Below are 20,309 nucleotides of genomic sequence, written 5' to 3' on the forward strand. Positions count from 1 at the left end.
TCAAAAATATCATTAACAATTGACATTACCAAAACCGAATATGTGTATTTTTAGAATATGAATAGGCAAATTGAAAAGCTTTATGAAATAAGCAAAAAAGACAGTCGATTAATCATTGGTCTTATGTCTGGAACATCGTTAGATGGTTTAGACATTGCCCTTTGCAGAATAGAGGGAAGTGGTCTCAACACCAACTTAAAACTCCTTCATTTTGACACATTGTCCTACCAAGATGAATTCAGAAATAACATCCGCAAGATATTTGCAAAAAAAGAAATAAATCAACAGGATTTTTCGGGTATCAATCCCTATGTGGCACTCGTACATGCATCTTTAATCAATAAGGTGCTAAAAAAATGGGGAGTCGCCCCCCAAGACATTGACCTGATTGCAAGCCATGGACAGACTGTTTATCACGCTCCTCAAATATTAACTAAAAACGTCAACCTCCCTAATAGTACACTTCAAATCGGTGATGGTGACCATATCGCTGTACACACCGGCATCATTACCCTATCTGATTTCCGCCAGAAACATATTGCTGCGGGAGGCGAAGGTGCTCCTCTAGCTGCATATGGGGATTTGTTATTGTTTACCGATGCTATAGAGAACAGAATACTCCTCAATATTGGAGGGATTTCCAACTTCACCTTTCTTCCTAAAAAAGACTCCAATATTAAGGCCTTTGCTACCGATTTAGGTCCTGGCAACACTTTGATGAACCAATACATGTTTCAACATTTTGGGAGGGAAATGGATCTCGATGCAGAAATCGCACTATCTGGCATAGCGAATGAAGATTTGCTTGAACATTTACTACAGGAAGATTTTCTTGGCCTTCCCTTCCCAAAAACGACTGGGCCAGAATTATTCAATCTTGACTACTTAAGAATCAAACAGGAAAAATCCAGTACAGAAGACTTGTCTCCTGCCGATGTGATGGCAACATTGAACAAGTTTTCGGCATTAGCTATTGCTAATGGCATCAAAATGCTCACACAAGATCTTGACAACGTGGCTGTATATGTAAGTGGAGGGGGACTTCATAATCCTCTTCTGATGCGCAATATCATTAATATGCTCCCTACTATAAAGGTTGCCTCTATTGACGAGATAGATATGAATCCAGACGCTAAAGAGGCCTGCCTATTTGCAGTATTGGCAAACGAAGCTATCGCGGGTGCTCCTGAGAATGTTTCAGGACTGAAGGATTCACCTGCAATATGCATGGGAAAAATAAGCTTCCCCCATTAGAGCTCCAGATCTATCGCTTCTTGAATAAATTTTTTAAGTGGGTATATCCTTTTACAAATATTGATGATAGTCTTCATCGCATCTGCATCCGCCAATTCTTTATTTGATAAGGGTTGGTGGATGATAAAGCTTTTAAGTTTTAAAATCTCTATTTGCGGATCGTCAGCATTGTAACCTGCTGGAGGTCTACTAAGCTTATCTTCAGTAGAGAGATCTTCCACAGCCCATTGTCCTGTTTTTAGCACCTCTCTAAATGCCTCTGCATTATAATCTATCTCTTGGCGGATAGCATCTAGATGTTCCTTTTTGGGACGCCAGTATCCCGCTGCGATAAATGAATTGTTGGGTTCGATGTGGATATAGTACTCGGGGCCATCTAACTTTCGTCCATCGATAGAGATTCCGGCAGCCAGCCAAGACTTATAAGGAGACTTATCTTTGGAGAACCGTACATCCCTATAAATCCGGAACATACACTTAGAAGCATTTATATCTGTATTAATCTGCGGATCGAATCGAGATAGCTCTACAATCAGCTCTTCAACAAATGCTTTCACATTTTGAAGGGCAGCCTCATAACTCACTTTATGTTCTTGAAACCACTCTCTATTATTATTTTGTGAGAGGTTCGCAAGGAATTCAAATGTTGACGTAGAAATATTCATATGTAAATAATTATCTTCGATGATCCGCCAGCTGGCGGATCGGTTTTACTTTTAATGGTCATATGGAATATCCAAAGTATATTATGCACGTTCTTGTGCAGTTCTGTTACATGGATATTTCATAATTATGCAATCATTAACAGGAATAAAAAGACTAAAGGTGCAGCCATTAATAATCCGTCGAATCTATCTAACAACCCTCCATGTCCAGGCAGAATACTCCCCGAATCTTTAACTCCCAAACTACGTTTTAACATAGATTCCACGAGATCTCCCAATGTACCGAATATACCGATGATAAGGGCCATAGATGCCCATTCCCATTTTGTCAAAGCTCCAAAATACTGCTCTAGGTTAAAAGCAATAGCGACGGCAAAAAGGACTCCTCCGATAAAACCTTCCCATGTTTTATTAGGCGATATCCGCTCGAACAATTTTCGTTTCCCAAAACTTCTTCCAGCAAGATAAGCTCCTGTATCATTGGACCAGAGAATCAATAGAAAGCCGAGAGGTATGTAGAAATTAAAGTTCCCTTTTACAAATCCCAATGCCAGAAAAAATAGAAAAGGAATTCCTGCATAAGTAATCCCTAATAGGGTGTAACCAATATCATTAAAGGGAAGTGTCCTTTTTTGAAACAACGCCCAGATAAAAACCAAAGAAAATAATGGTATAAATAGCCAGACCTTGATAAATGGAATTACTCCCAAACAATGTAACGCAATAAGGCCACTCAAAACAGCAAACGCAAGTAAGCCCAGAAAAACCATCGGTCTGACGTCTTCTTTACGAACTATTCCATAAAATTCATATAAACACCAAAGTCCTAGCAACGAGAAGAACGACACAAAAACAACTTGTCCCAACAAATGTGCACCGATCAACACGGCTATAAAAAAAAATCCAGTAATAGCTCTAGTTAACATCCCCCGTCTCTATATTATTTTCTTCATTATCTTTGATTAACCGCAACGCTTGTTGCTCCATGTCTTCATGAACATAAAGCTCAATCTTTCCAAACAGGTAAGACGAGTCCTGTTTGTTCAGCAACACGGAATGCACACCATTCTCTCCCAACATCTGTTTGACGATCTCAGCTTCAATAGCACTGTTATATACTTGTATTTTTTTCCAATCTTTCTCCATTAGCTTGCTTTTGTTTTGAAATTTTATAAAACCAGATCCCTAAGAGCACCGTTAAAATAAAGCCTCCAATATACACAAATATTGAATAGCTATCGTATGACTGTAGATCGGCGTACGTTTTACCTTGTCTAGTATATACAAATGCTAGGATTGCTACTGTCGCATTATTCACGAAATGAGCTAATATAGGTATCCATATATTTTGTGTCCACACAAACATGTAACCAAAGAACACGCCCAAAATCATTCTTGGAAAAAAGCCAAAGAACTGCACGTGTATCGCGCTAAAGATAATAGCCGAAAGCCATACCGTAATATGATAATTCTTGACAAGGCGCTGTATAATATGCATTAAGGAACCTCTGAAATAATACTCTTCAGCAATTGCTGGCATAATAGCCATGACAACAATATTTACTAGAAGTAGTTCCCACCGGTCTACCATCACTATATTCTTGGTCAATTCAGCCATACTATCCTCCTGTAATCGCATCCAGGTCTCGATTCCGCTGAGACTGTCCGGGAGTGTCATCTTTGCGTTTGCATCCCCAATCAGCTGCATGATCGGACCGAAGGCAAACAGTATTGCAACAGCAATAAGATAGGACATACCGAATTTCTTATTTTCGGTTGGGAAATAGTTATAATATGGTTCTAACTTTTGCAGAATAAATGCAGGCAATAAAAATGTACCAAAAGAACTAGCTATCAATAGCGCATACAAAAAGAAGGGCCGATTAGAGAATGAAGACAAGCTTCCGTCACTCTGAAGTACTTCTGCTAGCCCCCCATTGGAAAAAACACCGAACACAAGGGTTAGGGACTGGACGACAACACTACAAGCCAGCGTCAATCCCAATAAAATAAGGAGGGAACTCCATGGGCCATTTGGTCTGCCAAGATATTGATTCATGCGCTAAAGTTACTTAATATTTAGAATAACAAAAGGGGGCTAGGCCCCCTTTTACTAATTTTAATTGACACGAATCGGATCCGCGGGTTTCCTCACCTGTTGATAAGGATAGGTCTTCATCTCCTCTAAAAGAAGTTTGACTGTTCGCTCTAACTGAGGGTCTCTTCCCTCTAATAGGTCTTTAGGCATCTGCTCTACAAAAATATCAGGTGCTACACCTTCATTTTCGATAATATAGTTGCCATTCAAGTCATATACTCCGAAGTTCGGAGAGGTAATGCTTCCTCCATCCAACAATGGCGGGTATCCAGAAATACCTACTAATATCCCCATTGTAGTACGTCCTACTAACTTACCCAATCCTTTAAACCGGAACATGTACGGCATCATATCACCTCCAGATCCTGCATTTTCGTTGATAATCATTGCCTTTGGTCCATAGATACCGTTTCCTGGTGTTGTAAACGATTTACCATCACGGATTCCCCATCCTGCAATAAGCTCTCTTGACAACAGGTCTATCACATAATCCGCTACAGATCCGCCTCCATTGTTCCGCTCATCTATGAGTAATGCTTTCTTATCCATCTGAGAGAAATAATACCTGTTGAAGTTTGTAAATCCTTCCTGTCCTGTATTCGGCATATACACATAGGCAATCTGACCATTGCTTAACTGATCTACTTTTTTACGATTGGTCTCTACCCAATCCATACTGCGTAGTCCCATTTCGCTCGAAAAAGAAATTGGATTTACAATCACTTCTCTAGCCCCTTGAAGAGATGGCTTGGTATTGATTTTCAATACGACCTGCTTACCCACTCTATTCTCCAAAAGCTTATAAATGCTTACATCTGAAGTCAATTTGACTCCATCAACGCTGACAATATAGCTTCCTTCTTTTATATTCAACCCTGGCTCTGCCAAAGGCGCTTTGAAAGATGGGTTCCAATCTAAACGTGTAAATATCTTATTGATTTTATAAAATCCATCCACTTGTTCCAAGTCTGCTCCAAGCGCTCCTGTACTTACTGATGGCGTCGAAGGCTGATCTCCCGGATAAACATAAGCATGCCCAACGACCAATTCTCCCATCATCTCATTCAATAAATAGCCTAAATCGGAACGATGATTAACATATGGCAGAAATTTTTCGTACTTCGCTTTCACTGCTTCCCAGTTTGCGCCGTGCATGTTTTCTACATAGAAAAATTCTTTCTGCATCGCCCATACTTCATTAAATACCTGTTTCCACTCTGCAGCTGGATCCACTTCAAATTTGAAATCATCGATATTTAATTTCCCTGATGCGGGAGCAGGCTTTTGTCCAGCGGCGACAATAAAGTAATCCCTCCCTGTCGTGTACATCATTTTTTTGCCATCTGCACTGATACGGAATCCACGCGCATTATCAACAAGCGCCTTATCTTCCATTTTGATCAAATCAAAGGCTCCTATCGAACTGCCTCGCTGGTACGTAAGCATATTCTCCACACTTCCATCCAGTCTATAATAACCTGCAGGCAAAGGAAGTGCAACAATACGACTATTGATATCTTCAAAATCGACTTCCAGCTTTTTCTCTACTGGCTTCGCTGGTGGCTTGACTTCATCTTTAGCACTAGACTTCTTCTTGTTGTCCTTCTTCTCTGCAACCTTTTCTTCCTTCTTTGGTTCTTCTATTTTCTCTTCTTTCACTGTCTCCTCGTCGCTCTCATTTTTAAAAAGCGAAGGGGTCTTTTTAGACAAAATAAAAGCATACACATTGAACTGTGGATTACGCTCATAGGCAGACATATGTAAGCCTGAATTTGTCAATCCTGTATTTGTACTTGCAATAAAGAATAAGTATTTCCCGTCTTTACTGAAAGTCGGTTGTGCAACAGCGCTCATACCATCAGTAATCTGATGAGACTGCTTTGTTGTCAAATTATACATAAATGCCGCATTGACACCATTGTTGAGGCTTTTGACATAGGTAATCCAGTTTGAATCAAAAGACCATGATGGCTCGAAATGATTGCGTGTACGCCCTGTAATAGACGCCATTTTATCTGAATCCACTAATACGACTTTTTTGGACGCCACATCGACATAATACAGGTTTAAATGTGCATCATTATAAAAAAGCTTCTTGCTATCCGGAGACCATGTTGGTTCAAAGAAAAACAAGCCAGTTCCTAGATCAATATAGGTAGGTTCGTCAATTGCCTTCTGATCGCGAAGAACCAATTGATATTTGCCGTTTTTGTCTGATAGATAAGATACCCATTTACCATTTGGCGACCAAGACGGGAAACGCTCATGGCTTCCGACCGAGTTGGAGATATTTCTTGCATCTCCTTTTTCTTTCGGCACAGATATAATTTCTCCACGGCTTTCAAATAGTGCGCGCTGTCCTGTTGGCGAAAGGTCGAAGTTACGGATACCCGCTCTCAGGTCCACATATCTCGAACGCTTGAACATGGGATCTGCAGCAAGAGCAATTTTAAGTGTATTCACATTCTTGGTTCCTAAATCAAGAATATGGACACGGCCATCATACTCAAAGGTAAGTTCGTTACCTAGCCCCTGCAAAGTACGTACATCATAGTCCTTATAATCTGTCAACTTCTCTACTTTTTTTGATTTAGTATCGTAGCTGTAGATATTCACAATCTTATCCCTATCGGACAAGAAGTAGATTTTCGAACCTAACCATACAGGTTTTACGTCATTACAGTTTTCACCAGGAATAACTTCTACATTTTTGGTCTTTGTATCGAATACCCAGATAGAAGGCATACCTCCTCCGCGGTAGCGCTTGAAAGCAACTCTATCACGTTCTGTGGGATCCGTATTTTTAATATATGCCCAATAACGTCCATCTTCAGAGGGTGTACCTTGATAGGCTTCTGGCATCATTAAAGGTGTAGCATTCTCGGCGACAAGCTTGGTTTTATAGAGTCTTGAGCCCAAAGAGTACTGAAATTCGCGTGTAGTCTGAAAATAAACCTCATCATTACTCAACCAACCTCTTACAACATCGGCTGCCGGGTGAAAAGTAATACGCTTTGGTTCTCCTCCTACAACGGGAATAGTATACACATCAGTATTACCATCATAATTACCCGTAAAAGCAATTTGCTTACCATCAGGCGAAAACATTGGATTCATCTCGACACCAGGATTCGTGGTCAATCGCCGCGGGTTCTGTCCATTCTTATCAGCGACCCAAATGTCACCTCCATAGACAAATGTGACATGTGTCTTACTAATACTAGGATTACGCAGCAATAATGTTTCTTGCTGGGCATGAGCAGCAGAGAGACTTCCAACAGTCAATGCTACGCTCAGAAAATTAGAGACTTTTTTAAACATATAGATATTTCAAGGTTATTCGATGGCAAATATATTTGATTTTAGACGAAGAACAGGATTATATCTAAGTTGTTGCAATTAGATGGCGATTGGGAGAAAAAAAAAGGCTGTTCGTTTTGAACAGCCTCTACTATTATTTTTTTGCTCTGATTAATCTTCAGATGCGATTTCTTCATCTACAAGAACACGTCCGCAGTGCTCACAGATAATGATTTTCTTGCGCTGACGAATCTCTGATTGCAATTGCGCAGGAATTTTATTGTGACATCCTGAACAACTATCCCGCTCTATAGATACAACAGCTAGACCATTACGATATGAACCTCTAAGCTTGTTATAGACCTTTAATAGGCGTTCTTCATTTTTCTCAGCGGCGATATCGGCTTTCTTCAAGAACTCTTCTTCCTCGATTTGAGTTTCCGAAGTTATTGTTTCCAATTCTTGTTTCTTGACTTCTAGCTCACCTTTAGAGAAATCTAGATTTTCTTTAGTTTTCTCATAAGCTTCTGTTTTATTTTTAATTTCAAACTCCGCTTCTTTGATGCGCTTTTCGCATACTTGAATCTCTAAGCCTTGAATTTCGATTTCTTTGGATATCGCATCGTATTCACGATTGTTTTTCACCTCGTTCAATTGTCCTTCGTATTTTTTGATTGCAGACTGTGCATCTTTAATCATATTTTTACGTTTCACAATTGAATCTTCTAAGTCATCCAATTCCACTCGAATCTTTTCAAGGCGAGTTTCTAGCCCAGCCATTTCGTCCTCTAAGTCGGCAACCTCTATAGGTAGCTCGCCACGTACTTGACGAATCTTATCTATCTTTGTGTGGATCGATTGCAATGCCCACAATGCTTTTAATTTTTGTTCTACGGTTTGTTCCATTAACTGTAGTATTTTATTGGATTTGTGTCTATTTCTGTCAATAGAACAGCAAAGTTAACAAATTTTTTCTGAATAATCTCCAACAATAATTCTTGCGTAAATTGTTCGGATTCGAAATGCCCGATATCGGCTATAACGAGATCTCCTTCCGCATCAAAAAACTCATGGTATTTATAATCTGCGGTAATAAATATATCTGCACCAGAGCGTTTTGCTTCGTGTAATAGAAAGCCTCCGGCACCACCACAAACCGCGATTCGCTCTATCGGTCTATTCAGTAATTCGGTATGACGGATTACATTCAACTTCAATCTTTCTTTTAAGTAATGTAGCACGTTGCTGGCTTCCATTGGCTCGGCAAGATTTCCAATAACTCCTGACCCTACCTGCTGCAATGTATTTTCAAGGTTCACGATATGGTATGCGACTTCTTCATAAGGGTGTGCTGAAAGCATCGCAACCACAATCTGCCGTTCGACCGGCGCTAGAAAAACAACCTCTATTTTTGTTTCTTCGACACGTTCTTGTGTGCCCACCGAGCCAATAGCAGGATTTGCTCCTTTCAGGGGCCTGAATGTACCATATCCTGCCGTATTATAACTGCATTGATCATAGTCTCCTATGCTCCCAGCTCCTGCATCGAAAAGAGCCTGCCTTACGTCTTCTACATTTGCTCTTGGCACATAGACTACTAATTTTTTCAATAATCCCGCTTTAGGGCTTAGGATTGCTTGATTTATCAATCCTAACTTTTCGGCAATTTTCGAACTTACTCCACCCGTTATATTATCTAGATTGGTATGGATGGCATATAAAGCGATATTATTTTTGATGGCTTTCATCACGGTACGTTCCACATAGTTACGTCCATTAAACTTTTTCAAGCCCTTAAAAACTATAGGATGGTGCGAGATGATCAGATTACACCCCTTTGCTATTGCTTCATCCACCACTGCTTCGGTACAGTCTAGGGATATCAATGCTTTATCGACTTCATCTTCTGGATGGCCGACAATCAATCCTGAATTGTCATAGGCTTCCTGATAAGACAGGGGGGCTATCTGTTCAAGATACTGTGTTATTTCTTTTACCTTCATACGTCTCCATTTTATAGATAACTGTCTTCAGCCTCTTGCTCAGTTGCTTTTGTTATATCCCGATATTGGAAAGGCTCTCGGAGCAACTTTTTATACTCATATATTTTAAACCAATATAAGATGAAGCCAACAAATGCTATTATAGAGGCTATAAATCCAACAAATACAGGCAAAGGTATATTGCTGACCATATATCCCCCAGCATACATATAACCCTGCTTTTGCGTTGGTTCTTCTTCAACTGCAACTTGACGGTCGTAAAACTCATTGTTCAACGAGTCCGTTAGCCTACGGACAACGACAAAATTCCAATAGATATTAAAAAAAGGCAAAGCTACGAGCCAGGCTTGCTTAGGGAGAATACACCTATTCTCTTCTCTAATCAAATTTAACGTGGTCCGTATGGTATTCGCAAATAATAACCATATCAACAATTGGACAATGAAAGCAATTATGAGATAAGGAATGAGCTTTTGAACATCGGGATTCTTTAAGAGTTCTTCCATTTACTGTTTTTATCAATATTTACCGCCCAACACCATAGAAGAGATATTCTCCGATGGTCTATACGGTCCTTTTAATTTATCTTTAAAAATACAAAGAGTTAAGCAAATAATAAAAATATTGCGGGAATCTTATGCAATTCGAGTTTTCGGGACTGCCACCCCGCTATGGTCCTACTTTCGACAAATTCATCAGCGGCCGTTAGATTTGCGGCCACACAAAGCTTTGTCTCCGGCTTAGCCACTTTCAATAATTCTTCGAATAACTGATTGTTACGGAATGGTGTTTCGATAAATATCTGGGTTACTTTCTCTCTCCGGCTCTGTGCTTCTAGTTCCTTTATCTTTCTGTTTCGCTCGCTTTTATCTATCGGTAGATAGCCATGGAAAGTAAATTTCTGTCCATTAAAACCGGATGCCATAAGCGCCAACAGAATCGAACTGGGTCCGACCAAAGGGACTACCTGTATGTTGCGACGATGTGCTTCTGCTACGACATCTGCTCCCGGATCCGCGACCCCGGGACAACCAGCTTCTGACATCAACCCTACATCCTTTCCTTTGAGCACATTTGCAAACACCTGATTATAATCCATTTTCTCTCGTGCGTGCTTACCGAAGTCATGAATGATGAGTTCACTTTGGGGTACAGCAAGACCTGCTGTCTTTAAGAACTTTCGGGCAGTCTTTTCATTCTCAACGACATACTCCGTGATTTTAGCAATAACATCTTGATGCAATGGCGTATATGATGCCCTTTCAGCCCCATCAGCCAAAGGAACTGGAATTAAATAAAGTTTGCCCTTTTCCATAGTGCAAACCTACTTAATTTTTCTAAGAAAGTCCCTGCTTCATGGCATTCATTGAGGCCTACCAAGCGTTCACTATACTAGATGAAACTTGACTTACATTTAATAAGGCAAAAAGTATCTTTTTTGACCTCTTATTATTCGAGCCACCAACAGCTAGACAACGTCATGTTATCTACTTATCCTTTTCAAGTACCTTACTATTTAGCCAAGGCCTCTTTAAGCCACTTTTTAATCGTTACTGACGACAGTATCCCATACTTCTCCATTGCCTCGTCAATAAGAAGACGGCCTTCCATAATATCTCGCACCGCGCCTTCTTTGATATGTTTTTCGTATTTCAAAGCCTTATCCTCAATATTTACGCCAATCTTAGAAATAAAATAATACTTAGTACTCTAATACCTCTATCTCGGTCCGCCTATTGGCTTGATGTTCCGCAACTGTACATTGTACTCCATTACTACACCTATTCACGAGTCGCGTCTCTCCATAACCTTTAGCAACGAGTCTATCTCTAGCGATTCCTCTACTGATAATATACTCCACTGCAGAATCTGCTCTACGCTGAGACAGCTTCATATTGTACGTATCCGACCCACGGCTGTCGGTATGACTGGACAGTTCTATCCGCAATGTCGGATTGTCGCGCAATGTCGCCACCAATTTGTCCAATATCTTCGCAGCATCAGGTCTGATATTATGCTTATCGAAATCGTAATAGATGTTTTCAAGAACGAACTTATCTCCTTTGTTGAACACAGGTTGTAATAATAGCGTATAGCGCACGACAGTATCTCGTATTGCGTTTATTCCTGCTACATGTAGAGTGTCAGATAGATATCCTTGTTTCTCCCCCAACATTCTAAAATCGGTATTCGGTTCTATCTGAAAACGAACCAGCCCATGTCCATCTGTTATATCTTTGGCGACGATACGATCTCCCAATTCTCGCAGGCTAACAGAAGTTCCAACTAATATCTCTCCTGTAGACTTATCTTTGGTTACACCTTCAAGAATAATCGTAATTTTTGGTTTACGGTAGGCGTATGAATAGATATCATCAGAACCCGCTCCTCCCACTCTATTGGAAGAAATATATCCACTTGCCCCTTGATCGCTTTCAGATACTTGGATGAAGGCAAAATCGTCCGATGGTGAATTAAGAGGATACCCTAAGTTAATAGGCTCTGAAAATACATTCTTGCTACCTACTGCTTTAAAAATATCCAAGCCTCCCATGCCTATGAGTCCATCACTTGAGAAATATAAGGTGTTTCCGAATACAGATGGAAACATCTCATCACCACTGGTATTAACCGTACTCCCCACATTTTGCGGCGCGCCCCACTCTCCACTTTCTTGTAGCTCGCTAAACCATATATCCACTCCTCCAAATCCTCCAGGCATATCCGATGCATAGTATAATACCTTCTCATCCTGGCTTAACACTGCATGGCCAAGCGAATACTCCTTTACATTATTATATGGAAAATTTTCTTCTACCCAATGGCCCTCACTTTTTCTGTAAATCTTTAATTCTAAATTTTGCTTTTTCCATTTTGAACCCGACGCTTTAAATTGCTCTGCATCTTTACCTATATATGTTCTTGTCACAAACAAGACGTCCTCTTTTGCATTGGTTGATGTAGGCCCTACATGGTACATCGAATTGTTAAAAGATTCGGATAGAATATTAGGATAGTTAAGAGTTCCGTCATCTTGTCGTTCTGCCGTATATATTTTCAAATAGGCTTGCCCAGTCATACCACTTCTACTTTCCAGAAGACTGCTAGGTTCTCCCGCATAGAGAAATCCCCCACTGGTAGGAATTATACCGAACTCCGCACGGGAAGTATTTATATAACTTTCATTTTTAAGCTGATGTCTGGTTGGATTTTTCATCCATAGTGTGGCCGAATCTGCCCCCGCAATAGCCCCAAGCATTTCCTTCTCTTCGCCATACATTTTGATATACTCGCGATATTGTGTCTTTGCCTCTGTATATTTTCCTTGTTGTTTTAGCACTTCAGCATAACGGAGTCTTGCTTTTTGCGAAGCATCCTTCTCATTTACAGCTCTAGCATACCAATTTTCAGCAAGTTCATACTGTTTAATATAATAATAGCTATCTGCCAAGCGTTCCAAATCAACAGTTCTAGGCTTTTTGACATCCACTAGCTTTTCTAGTGCAGCAGCAGCACGCGTGTACTCCATACTATTATACAATTGCTCTGCTAGAGATCTTCGACTAGGTCGCTCCTGAGCACTGGAACCAGTTACGGAAAGGACACATATCAGAATCAACAGACTGTATTTCAATATAATTTCATTAGAAAAAAGTTTCATGCTTTAAATTGCTTTTATCTTAAAAGTACCTCGGACTTAGTATCTGCCTCCTTAATTGCCCACCAAATGTAATTCCCAAGGTCAGCTCATGTGTTCCATTCTGCAATCCACTCATTTTATTGAGCATATGATCATAAGAATAGCCCACGCGGAATTTAGGATTAACATAAAACTGCACAACACCACTAAGCGAGTTTAAAGCGCTTAATTTATTGACAGAACCTTGATTATATTTTCGGTCAAAGATTCGCGCGCGCGTACGATAACCTCCCCCAATCCAGAATTTGTCATTAAAAATAAACATGGCATTTAGATCTAATGAGGTTGGTCCTTTAAAATCTTCCTTTATTAATAGACTAGGTCTCAACAATAATCCTGGATCCAATTCAATAAGGGCTCCTGCGATAAAGTATCCGTGCACTTTACGATATAAGCTCTCTAGAGAGTTTTGATTAAATTGAAAATCTTCTCCACTATTACTCCCCGAAAACAAATCCTGAACAGCTACCCCCGCATACCATTTACTATTGTTATAATATACACCTAGCCGGATATCAGGCTTCCAAGTTGATATTTTCCCTGGGGGGATAAATCCATCTCCATCATCCACATATTCCAACTTATTTCCATCTAGGCTGTATTGCGTCACTCCACCAGCAACACCTAAGCTCAGGCGGTGCTCATCCGCCCGATCCAATTGTAGACGTAAAGCATAGTTAGCGTATATACTTGTCGCTCCCTGAGCTCCAAGCTGGTCTCCCGTCACCTGCAGTCCCACACCGTGTCGGCGGTTTTCAGGATCGACTACCCCATCTATAGATATGGTACCTGTCTTTGGTGCCCCTGTCCATCCAGACCATTGGCTACGCAATCCCAACTGTCCAAACCACTCCTCTTTATATCCAGCATAAGCAGGGTTGACAGAGAGCGAGTTAAATATATACTGTGTAAATTGTATATTTTGTTGGGCAAATGTCTGCAAGGCAAACAAGAGATTAAATCCTAAAATTGAAAGTATCTTCTTCATTATTTTTTAATCAAAACATTTCCTTTAAATACCCTTACGTCATTACCCTTCACCGCCGAGATGATATAGAAATAAGTTCCTTCATTCAATCCCTGGCCATTCCATTCATTCTTATAATTCGTGTTTTTATAGACCTCATTTCCCCATCTGTTGACAATAAGTAAGTCAATTCGATCATAAGCTTCAATACCGACGATTTCGAACGTCTCATTTTTACCATCTCCATTCGGTGTAAAGACATTCGGTATGAATAGTTCACGCGGAGCCACCGTCACATATACGCGGGCTTTCGCGGTCAAACCATTTTCATCTGTAATCTCATATTCAAATTCATCTGTTCCGATAAATCCAGGATTTGGTGTATATATTATTACACCATTCACCACACGTACAGTTCCATTTGCTGAAGGCAACACCACTATTACGCTGTTCGTCACGATAGCAGAAGATCCCGGAACATCATTTTCTAATACATTAATTTCTTTTTCCTCGCCAAACTCCAATGTCACATAATCATCAACTGCTTTTGGAGGTGCATTTGCGAATTTTGTAAACCAGGTCCCCGACAAAGTCTTCGATGCCCGAGTCATTATATCTTTACGTGTATGAATTGCCTGCGCTACCACACCACCTGGTCCTGTCTCTTCATTGAATGTAGTTACATTACCGATCCAGTTTCCTCCATCGGCATCTTGCACAATCTGCGCCTCAGGATCCACATAGGCTATTCCATTGGATGACACATTATGTATCAACGTATAATCCATCTTCATCCCCTTGTCGGCATAGATACTCCATATCCGATCCATACCAATGCGCTCGTCTTTGAATTGTATTCCCGAAGCCAGGTAATCCGTAACCGAGACGTAAACTTTACTCTTATTCAGCGAAGGGGTCAATCGAGCTGGTGTATAGTCACGCTCCTCTTTACCCACTGGGAATACGAAGGCGGACGTACGGTCGCCAAAATTCTTGATCAAGTGTCCCGAAACCGAATTATTCGTAACAACCATCCGTTGCGTGCTGTAACTCAAAATCTGTGCATTCACATCCAACTCAAAGTCATTGCCATTCAGAAATACATTAGCCCCATTGACGCGAAGATCTATTGATTTGGATAATCGCAATGCAGCATCTTTCTCTTCCTTCGGGTACGAGTTGTCTTCATAATCTCGTCCCGATATACTTTTTAGATGCAGCCCATTATCATTCATCAACACGATTCGTACATCGATATAGTTACCGTTGTTCGCGTCGATATAGGTGGGTTGGTCGTTCCATCCTGTATAAAATGGATTTGTTCGGGGGTTATGTATATTGATTACACCAGAGCCACTGATTTTGGCTGTCGGTGCGATCCATATATTCTTAACATAAAGATCGATCTGTCCATCGATTATCCATTCGGCTTGAGGTCCAATAAATAGCGATTCGGCATATATGGCATCAAACTGATTTTGGGTCAGGACATTCCTCCCATTATCTGAGAGAAAACTTCCTTCACCTTGTTGCTGGGCAAACCCCGTCAGTCCGATTGCAAGCAATAACCCGAGTACTAGGGTTTTAATTTTTATATTCATCTTCATTCTATAGGATTGAATGATAGTTTTAATTTGTAATGTATTCCTGTTTTTAAGATTATCGAACCGCTTTATTCGGTAACATCGGATTTGTGATCGCATGACAGTCTTTTACTTCAATCACTATTTCATTTGAAATAGCCGGACATTTACCATTATCTACTTTGAGTCGAACTTTTATTCCATTGATCGCCTTTGGTGCATGTGAAATATTCAACTTACTATTTGTCACAGTGATGCTATTCGAGAAAGTCGAATTGCTTAATATTCGCCAACTGTCCGGAGCCGTACTTGTGGTATATTCCCAGACATAACTAGTTGCTCCAGTTGTGCTGATATCAACAATACCATCGTTATTCTCACAAAGACTTACGTTAGGTACGGTAGTATCTATAGTAGGTAATTCATTAATCACCACTGTAAATTCTGCTAATGGGCCAATACATGTCTTTCCATCTTTGACCGTACCTTCTGCAACCTTGTAGGAGTATTCGCCTACTTCAGTTGGTTTTGGAGCTTCTGCTAATAATTGTCCATTCGAATCGTAGTAATACAGATTATAGCCATTTGCTTTTCCAACATCTGAAAGTTGAACATCTAAAACAACCTCTCCTCCAAGGCAAAATGACACGTTGTTCACTATAGGGGAGGTAGTTACCTTTTCTAAACTTGTCTCTAGTTTTAAATAACAGCCCGGATCCATGCCCGGTACAACGGCATAATAACTAGTCTTTTGCCCACTAGTGGTCGATACGGCAAAATCTCCTGTGACTAGGCCATCATTAGAATCATATGAAGTTGGTACCTTATTAAAGAATTTTGTGCCAGCCGGGTACTGATCTACTATTTCATTTCTACTAAAAGCGTTGCCAGCAAGTTCGCAAAATGCTTTAAATTGTCGTATCCCATTTTCGACTGGAGGATCACACCCCTCAATATAGTCTGCTGAGATCGTTATAGTCGATATAAAATCGTCGTATACAGGCCCGTTACATTTGCCATTGCCGTAATCTCTAACTAAGTCCGAAGACACTGCCGTACCAGAGGTAGCTCCTGTTCCTGATATTTTACCATTGATCTTTACTTCTAGCCCACATGGTCCATTAGCTGATGTCAATAATGTACAATTGTCAGATACTCTAAAACGATATTTCAACGTGGCTAACAACTGTTGTTTTGTCACATCTTTTGGTAGATTTCCTATAGTCCAAATAATTTTACCTCCCGCGGTAATATTAGGGTCATTAGAGGCTCCTAAAGGTGGCACCCAAGTGACAGCACCTTCTACTCCAAGAGAACCCGCCCCCTTAATAATATTCGCACCTGCATAATGTAGATTATACGGTACTGGGATCTCAATCTTGGTGTCGTTGACAGCCTCATCACCTTTATTAAATATATCTAAATTGAACTCTAAATTCTGTCCTGGGGTTATACTTCCTCCATTAATCGGCTTAGTTCCATTTAAATCTAAAGGTGTATTCTCTCCAACTACTTCTGGCACATAAGCATCCACAGCAAATACCATATTGTAAATCACATAGGTATCTTGTGTACTTCCATATCTGAAAGTTGCATTGGTTGCATTATTCGCAATATACCTATTGTTGGTATTGTCTAAATCAAATCTAGCGACATCAAACCCTGTATTATTAACCAAATTAGGATTTCTCCATGTACCTCCAACTTCAATTGATGAGTTAAAGAAGTTACCTGTTGAATTGCCACTATGACTTAATCTGTCAAAAGTATTTCCTCTTCTAATTTCAAAATAGTCCCCTGAAATCATACGATCTCCTTCTCCTGCCATCATACCTAAAGTAACATTCACATTACCATGTTGTGTAGCTTTAAATCCAGAAATTGGTAATTGATAACTATATGTTCCTCCTGCAACATAAGCGTGTCCATCAAAAACAGTGATATCTCGCCATTTCATCGAGGCATTTTTATAGATGATAACCATTCCCCATCCACCGTAAAAACCTGTTCCTCCACCATTTCCTTCAATCAATGCTAAATTAGCAACAGTATAATTACCCGCTCCATTTTGACGAACATAATCGGTGACATCAGCATAAGCAGAATACATATTTCCATCCGTATTACTTGGATAATAGATATCGTTAGCATTTGCCAATACGTCCACGTATGCATTGTTTCCTTGTTTCAATTTAACTTTGCGCTTGTTTAACGCATAATTGATGTTATTTTTCTTAACGGTAAATTCATCGTTCGAACTTCCTCCATTATGTGCTCTTCCAGACCAATACAAACCTGCATAGATCACTTCCGTACACTCGCCTCCAGGTAAGACTAATGCAGCTGTAGAGGAGTTGACCGTCGAATTATCACCATCTACATCCACATATATCATTGAATTGTTACTATTATCTCTATTGACAATGTATGAACTCAACGTCAGACTTGTATTTCCTAACATTAAGAAATCACCTTGTAAGTTATAGTTTTTTACGTTCGTATAAGGAAGTGGCGCTTTCGTTGATTGACGAGGCTCAAACGTCTTTCTTATCTGTGCAATGGTTGAAAAGGGATTTAAGACCAACAAACTGAAAACAAAAAGTACAAGTAGAGAAGCTTTTTTTATTAATATATGTTTTTTCATAGCCTTTCTAATTAACTGGGTTGTTCCATAGTTTGATACAGCACTTCGACGCCCGGGTAGTTTTTTAGTATTTGCAACATGTCGGCAAACCGATCCTGAATTACAGCAGGGTTCAATTGCTCATAAGACCTAACATAGATATACTTTAAGTTTGCTAGCTTTGATAATACATATTCCGGAATCACCATGTTTTCTTCGCCATTCCACTCTACATTTATAAACAAGATATCTTTCAGCGAGGCATTAAAAGCACTAGACAATTCTTTAAAATCGCTTGATTTAGTTACGGACATATTTACTACTGGTTCGCTATCCACTCGATGAATTATCGGCTCATTTTCACCTGCTACATACATAGAAGCTGGCGTGCCGTTTGCCAAATACGCTAACTTCTCTGCTTCTGCTTCGGACAGGCTTTCTAGCTTAGTGTGATACGCTGTAATCGGATTTTGCGCCTGTGCTTTGAAAACAAAGCACAGTGCAATAAGTATTGTTGTATATATAATATTAATTTTCATAGTTAGTCTTCTTTAACGGAGAACACGATATTAATAAAGCTACCTACATTTATATTGGCAGTTGAGCTAACTTCGTAAGTCATTAGTCCTTCTGCAGTAATACTTTTTATGGTAAAGACTCCTTCAGTTGCGTAAGTAACATGGAAACCTAATTCTGACGCAGGTAATACAGGCAGTGAGGAGGCTCCAGCACTACTCATAACAGGTGATCCAAATTGCTTTTTATAGATCGTGTATAAGTTAATTGTACCCGTGCGAGAAGTATTATTATAGGTAACACCTTCTTGCGTAGCTTGACTTTCTGCAGTCGGCACCATCACTGATGGCATATAGAAAAACTTCGGCATTGCTGCTTTTAAAGCTTTAATGATATCACCATTTTTATCGACAGCTAATAAGTGTTGAGCAAAGCCTTCCGTAGCATTAACTGCCTGAGTTTTCTTCTTATCCAAACCCGTAATTGCTAATGTCTTGTCTGCTGATGTTCCTATTGTTGTCTGCTTTAATAAATCTCCGCCTAGCTGTATATTTTTATCGGTCTTAGTTAAACCGTTGTCCGCAGATACTATCTCTCCTACTTCAGATTGATCGACCCAAATAACATTGCCTTGATCATCTGTAACAAGTACTTTATCCGCTTCCGCATTAGCAAACTTCACACTTGCGTCTACTAAGGTGGCCCCAATACCACCGGTCACTTCTAACACGGTGCTACCTGAAGTTAAATTTTTAGCATTGATATTAGATACATCAATTTTTTGGTAAACTACACTTCCATCAGACTGCACAACACCTACTTTCCCTTTGTCTGTAGGGTCAGCGCCTAATTTATCAGCAGTAACATTTTTGTCTGCAATGTCTGCTGTTTTAACTTCACCGTCTTTGATCTTTTCTGTAGTGATAGCCCCATCTACTATGCCGATTTTAGCTGCTGCTAAAAGTTTATCCGTCCCGTTTGTATTGTCAAGAAACTCTAAAACTCCAGTTTCTAATGAAAGGTCTCCCTTTTTCGCATTAATATTAGTTACCAGTTCGTCAATGGCATCTTTTACATTGTTCGATGACAAACCTGAATTTGTACCGTCATAAGTTACCTCTGCAGCATCAACATTCGTATCGATCGTGGCGATCGTCTCGCCTTTACCATTCTTGAAAGTATAGACTCCGTCAGCTACCTCTACACTAGTCGTGTTCGCATCGAACTTAACTTCCTTGCCGTCAACAGTAGTGTGCGTGAATGTTCCATCCCCGTTGTCAACGAAAAGGTCAGTCTTAGCGTTAAGGATATTGATGATCTCGTTGTAGATAGCACCCTCGTTCTTGATGTTGGTTACAACGTCGCCGATAACATCGACCGTAACCGTCTCGCCGTTCGCATTCGTAAATGTATAGGTACCGTCGTTGTTATCCAGCATCGTAAGCGTGTTCGCATCGAACTTAACTTCTTTGCCGTCAACAGTAGTGTGCGTGAATGTTCCATCCCCGTTGTCAACGAAAAGGTCAGTCTTAGCGTTAAGGATATTGATGATCTCATTATAGATAGCACCCTCGTTCTTGATGTTGGTTACAACGTCGCC

General features: G+C 40.1%; 16 protein-coding genes. 1 reads left to right on the top strand and 15 read right to left on the bottom strand.

Translation table 11 applies throughout. The annotated features are described in order from the left end of the window. Positions 1-57 precede the first annotated feature (57 nt). Positions 58-1,254, top strand: a complete 1,197-nt coding sequence (locus CLV99_RS18060) for an anhydro-N-acetylmuramic acid kinase (protein ID WP_133585897.1) — start codon at positions 58-60, stop codon at positions 1,252-1,254. Here the strand turns inward: CLV99_RS18060 and CLV99_RS18065 are convergent. The 15 genes from CLV99_RS18065 to CLV99_RS18135 all read right to left on the bottom strand — a co-directional run. Beyond that, a complete protein-coding gene (locus CLV99_RS18065; protein ID WP_133585898.1) occupies positions 1,251-1,919 on the bottom strand; it encodes a DUF2461 domain-containing protein in 669 nt (222 codons plus the stop codon). The genes CLV99_RS18060 and CLV99_RS18065 overlap by 4 nt on opposite strands. A 125-nt stretch (positions 1,920-2,044) precedes the next feature. Next, positions 2,045-2,845: a phosphatidate cytidylyltransferase gene (locus CLV99_RS18070; protein WP_133585899.1), complete on the bottom strand. Its 801-nt coding sequence runs from the start codon at positions 2,843-2,845 to the stop codon at positions 2,045-2,047. Next, positions 2,835-3,065 carry a putative signal transducing protein gene (locus CLV99_RS18075; protein WP_133585900.1) on the bottom strand — a complete coding sequence of 77 codons (231 nt, stop codon included), beginning with the start codon at positions 3,063-3,065 and terminating at the stop codon, positions 2,835-2,837. Before CLV99_RS18075 ends, CLV99_RS18070 begins: the two co-directional genes overlap by 11 nt. Then, the gene (locus CLV99_RS18080) at positions 3,031-3,978 is read right to left on the bottom strand and encodes a CPBP family intramembrane glutamic endopeptidase (protein WP_133585901.1); all 948 of its coding nucleotides are present in this window, start codon (positions 3,976-3,978) and stop codon (positions 3,031-3,033) included. Before CLV99_RS18080 ends, CLV99_RS18075 begins: the two co-directional genes overlap by 35 nt. 60 nt (positions 3,979-4,038) lie before the next feature. Further along, positions 4,039-7,338, bottom strand: a complete 3,300-nt coding sequence (locus CLV99_RS18085) for a S41 family peptidase (protein WP_133585902.1) — start codon at positions 7,336-7,338, stop codon at positions 4,039-4,041. Between the two features lie 150 nt (positions 7,339-7,488). Continuing rightward, the gene (locus CLV99_RS18090; RefSeq protein WP_133585903.1) at positions 7,489-8,223 is read right to left on the bottom strand and encodes a zinc ribbon domain-containing protein; all 735 of its coding nucleotides are present in this window, start codon (positions 8,221-8,223) and stop codon (positions 7,489-7,491) included. Then, positions 8,223-9,320 carry a Nif3-like dinuclear metal center hexameric protein gene (locus CLV99_RS18095; RefSeq protein ID WP_133585904.1) on the bottom strand — a complete coding sequence of 366 codons (1,098 nt, stop codon included), beginning with the start codon at positions 9,318-9,320 and terminating at the stop codon, positions 8,223-8,225. The genes CLV99_RS18090 and CLV99_RS18095 overlap by 1 nt, the downstream gene beginning before the upstream one ends. 11 nt (positions 9,321-9,331) lie before the next feature. Next, positions 9,332-9,826 carry a hypothetical protein gene (locus CLV99_RS18100; protein ID WP_211348573.1) on the bottom strand — a complete coding sequence of 165 codons (495 nt, stop codon included), beginning with the start codon at positions 9,824-9,826 and terminating at the stop codon, positions 9,332-9,334. A 98-nt stretch (positions 9,827-9,924) separates the two neighbouring features. Next, positions 9,925-10,635 carry an SAM-dependent methyltransferase gene (locus tag CLV99_RS18105; RefSeq protein WP_133585905.1) on the bottom strand — a complete coding sequence of 237 codons (711 nt, stop codon included), beginning with the start codon at positions 10,633-10,635 and terminating at the stop codon, positions 9,925-9,927. Positions 10,636-11,022: 387 nt separating this feature from the next. Beyond that, positions 11,023-12,981 carry an OmpA family protein gene (locus CLV99_RS18110; protein WP_133585906.1) on the bottom strand — a complete coding sequence of 653 codons (1,959 nt, stop codon included), beginning with the start codon at positions 12,979-12,981 and terminating at the stop codon, positions 11,023-11,025. Between the two features lie 19 nt (positions 12,982-13,000). Next, positions 13,001-14,008 (bottom strand): PorP/SprF family type IX secretion system membrane protein, encoded by a 1,008-nt coding sequence (locus CLV99_RS18115; protein WP_133585907.1) that lies wholly within the window; start codon positions 14,006-14,008, stop codon positions 13,001-13,003. Continuing rightward, positions 14,008-15,594 carry a T9SS type B sorting domain-containing protein gene (locus tag CLV99_RS18120; protein ID WP_246032799.1) on the bottom strand — a complete coding sequence of 529 codons (1,587 nt, stop codon included), beginning with the start codon at positions 15,592-15,594 and terminating at the stop codon, positions 14,008-14,010. Before CLV99_RS18120 ends, CLV99_RS18115 begins: the two co-directional genes overlap by 1 nt. Before the next feature lie 52 nt (positions 15,595-15,646). Then, the gene (locus tag CLV99_RS18125) at positions 15,647-18,214 is read right to left on the bottom strand and encodes a hypothetical protein (RefSeq protein WP_133585908.1); all 2,568 of its coding nucleotides are present in this window, start codon (positions 18,212-18,214) and stop codon (positions 15,647-15,649) included. Positions 18,215-18,225: 11 nt separating this feature from the next. After that, on the bottom strand, positions 18,226-18,732 hold the full coding sequence (locus CLV99_RS18130; RefSeq protein ID WP_133585909.1) for a hypothetical protein: 507 nt from the start codon (positions 18,730-18,732) through the stop codon (positions 18,226-18,228). A gap of 2 nt (positions 18,733-18,734) precedes the next feature. After that, positions 18,735-20,309: hypothetical protein (locus tag CLV99_RS18135; protein ID WP_211348575.1), on the bottom strand; the 1,575-nt coding region annotated here is incomplete at its 5' end.

It is taken from the genome of Sphingobacterium yanglingense (assembly GCF_004363245.1).
GTDB lineage: Bacteria > Bacteroidota > Bacteroidia > Sphingobacteriales > Sphingobacteriaceae > Sphingobacterium > Sphingobacterium yanglingense.

Coding starts and splice junctions, on each gene's coding strand:
- CLV99_RS18060 (WP_133585897.1), top strand. CDS start 58: ATGAATAGGCAAATTGAAAAGCTTTATGAAATAAGCAAAAAAGACAGT.
- CLV99_RS18065 (WP_133585898.1), bottom strand. CDS start 1,919: ATGAATATTTCTACGTCAACATTTGAATTCCTTGCGAACCTCTCACAA.
- CLV99_RS18070 (WP_133585899.1), bottom strand. CDS start 2,845: ATGTTAACTAGAGCTATTACTGGATTTTTTTTTATAGCCGTGTTGATC.
- CLV99_RS18075 (WP_133585900.1), bottom strand. CDS start 3,065: ATGGAGAAAGATTGGAAAAAAATACAAGTATATAACAGTGCTATTGAA.
- CLV99_RS18080 (WP_133585901.1), bottom strand. CDS start 3,978: ATGAATCAATATCTTGGCAGACCAAATGGCCCATGGAGTTCCCTCCTT.
- CLV99_RS18085 (WP_133585902.1), bottom strand. CDS start 7,338: ATGTTTAAAAAAGTCTCTAATTTTCTGAGCGTAGCATTGACTGTTGGA.
- CLV99_RS18090 (WP_133585903.1), bottom strand. CDS start 8,223: ATGGAACAAACCGTAGAACAAAAATTAAAAGCATTGTGGGCATTGCAA.
- CLV99_RS18095 (WP_133585904.1), bottom strand. CDS start 9,320: ATGAAGGTAAAAGAAATAACACAGTATCTTGAACAGATAGCCCCCCTG.
- CLV99_RS18100 (WP_211348573.1), bottom strand. CDS start 9,826: ATGGAAGAACTCTTAAAGAATCCCGATGTTCAAAAGCTCATTCCTTAT.
- CLV99_RS18105 (WP_133585905.1), bottom strand. CDS start 10,635: ATGGAAAAGGGCAAACTTTATTTAATTCCAGTTCCTTTGGCTGATGGG.
- CLV99_RS18110 (WP_133585906.1), bottom strand. CDS start 12,981: ATGAAACTTTTTTCTAATGAAATTATATTGAAATACAGTCTGTTGATT.
- CLV99_RS18115 (WP_133585907.1), bottom strand. CDS start 14,008: ATGAAGAAGATACTTTCAATTTTAGGATTTAATCTCTTGTTTGCCTTG.
- CLV99_RS18120 (WP_246032799.1), bottom strand. CDS start 15,594: ATGAAGATGAATATAAAAATTAAAACCCTAGTACTCGGGTTATTGCTT.
- CLV99_RS18125 (WP_133585908.1), bottom strand. CDS start 18,214: ATGAAAAAACATATATTAATAAAAAAAGCTTCTCTACTTGTACTTTTT.
- CLV99_RS18130 (WP_133585909.1), bottom strand. CDS start 18,732: ATGAAAATTAATATTATATATACAACAATACTTATTGCACTGTGCTTT.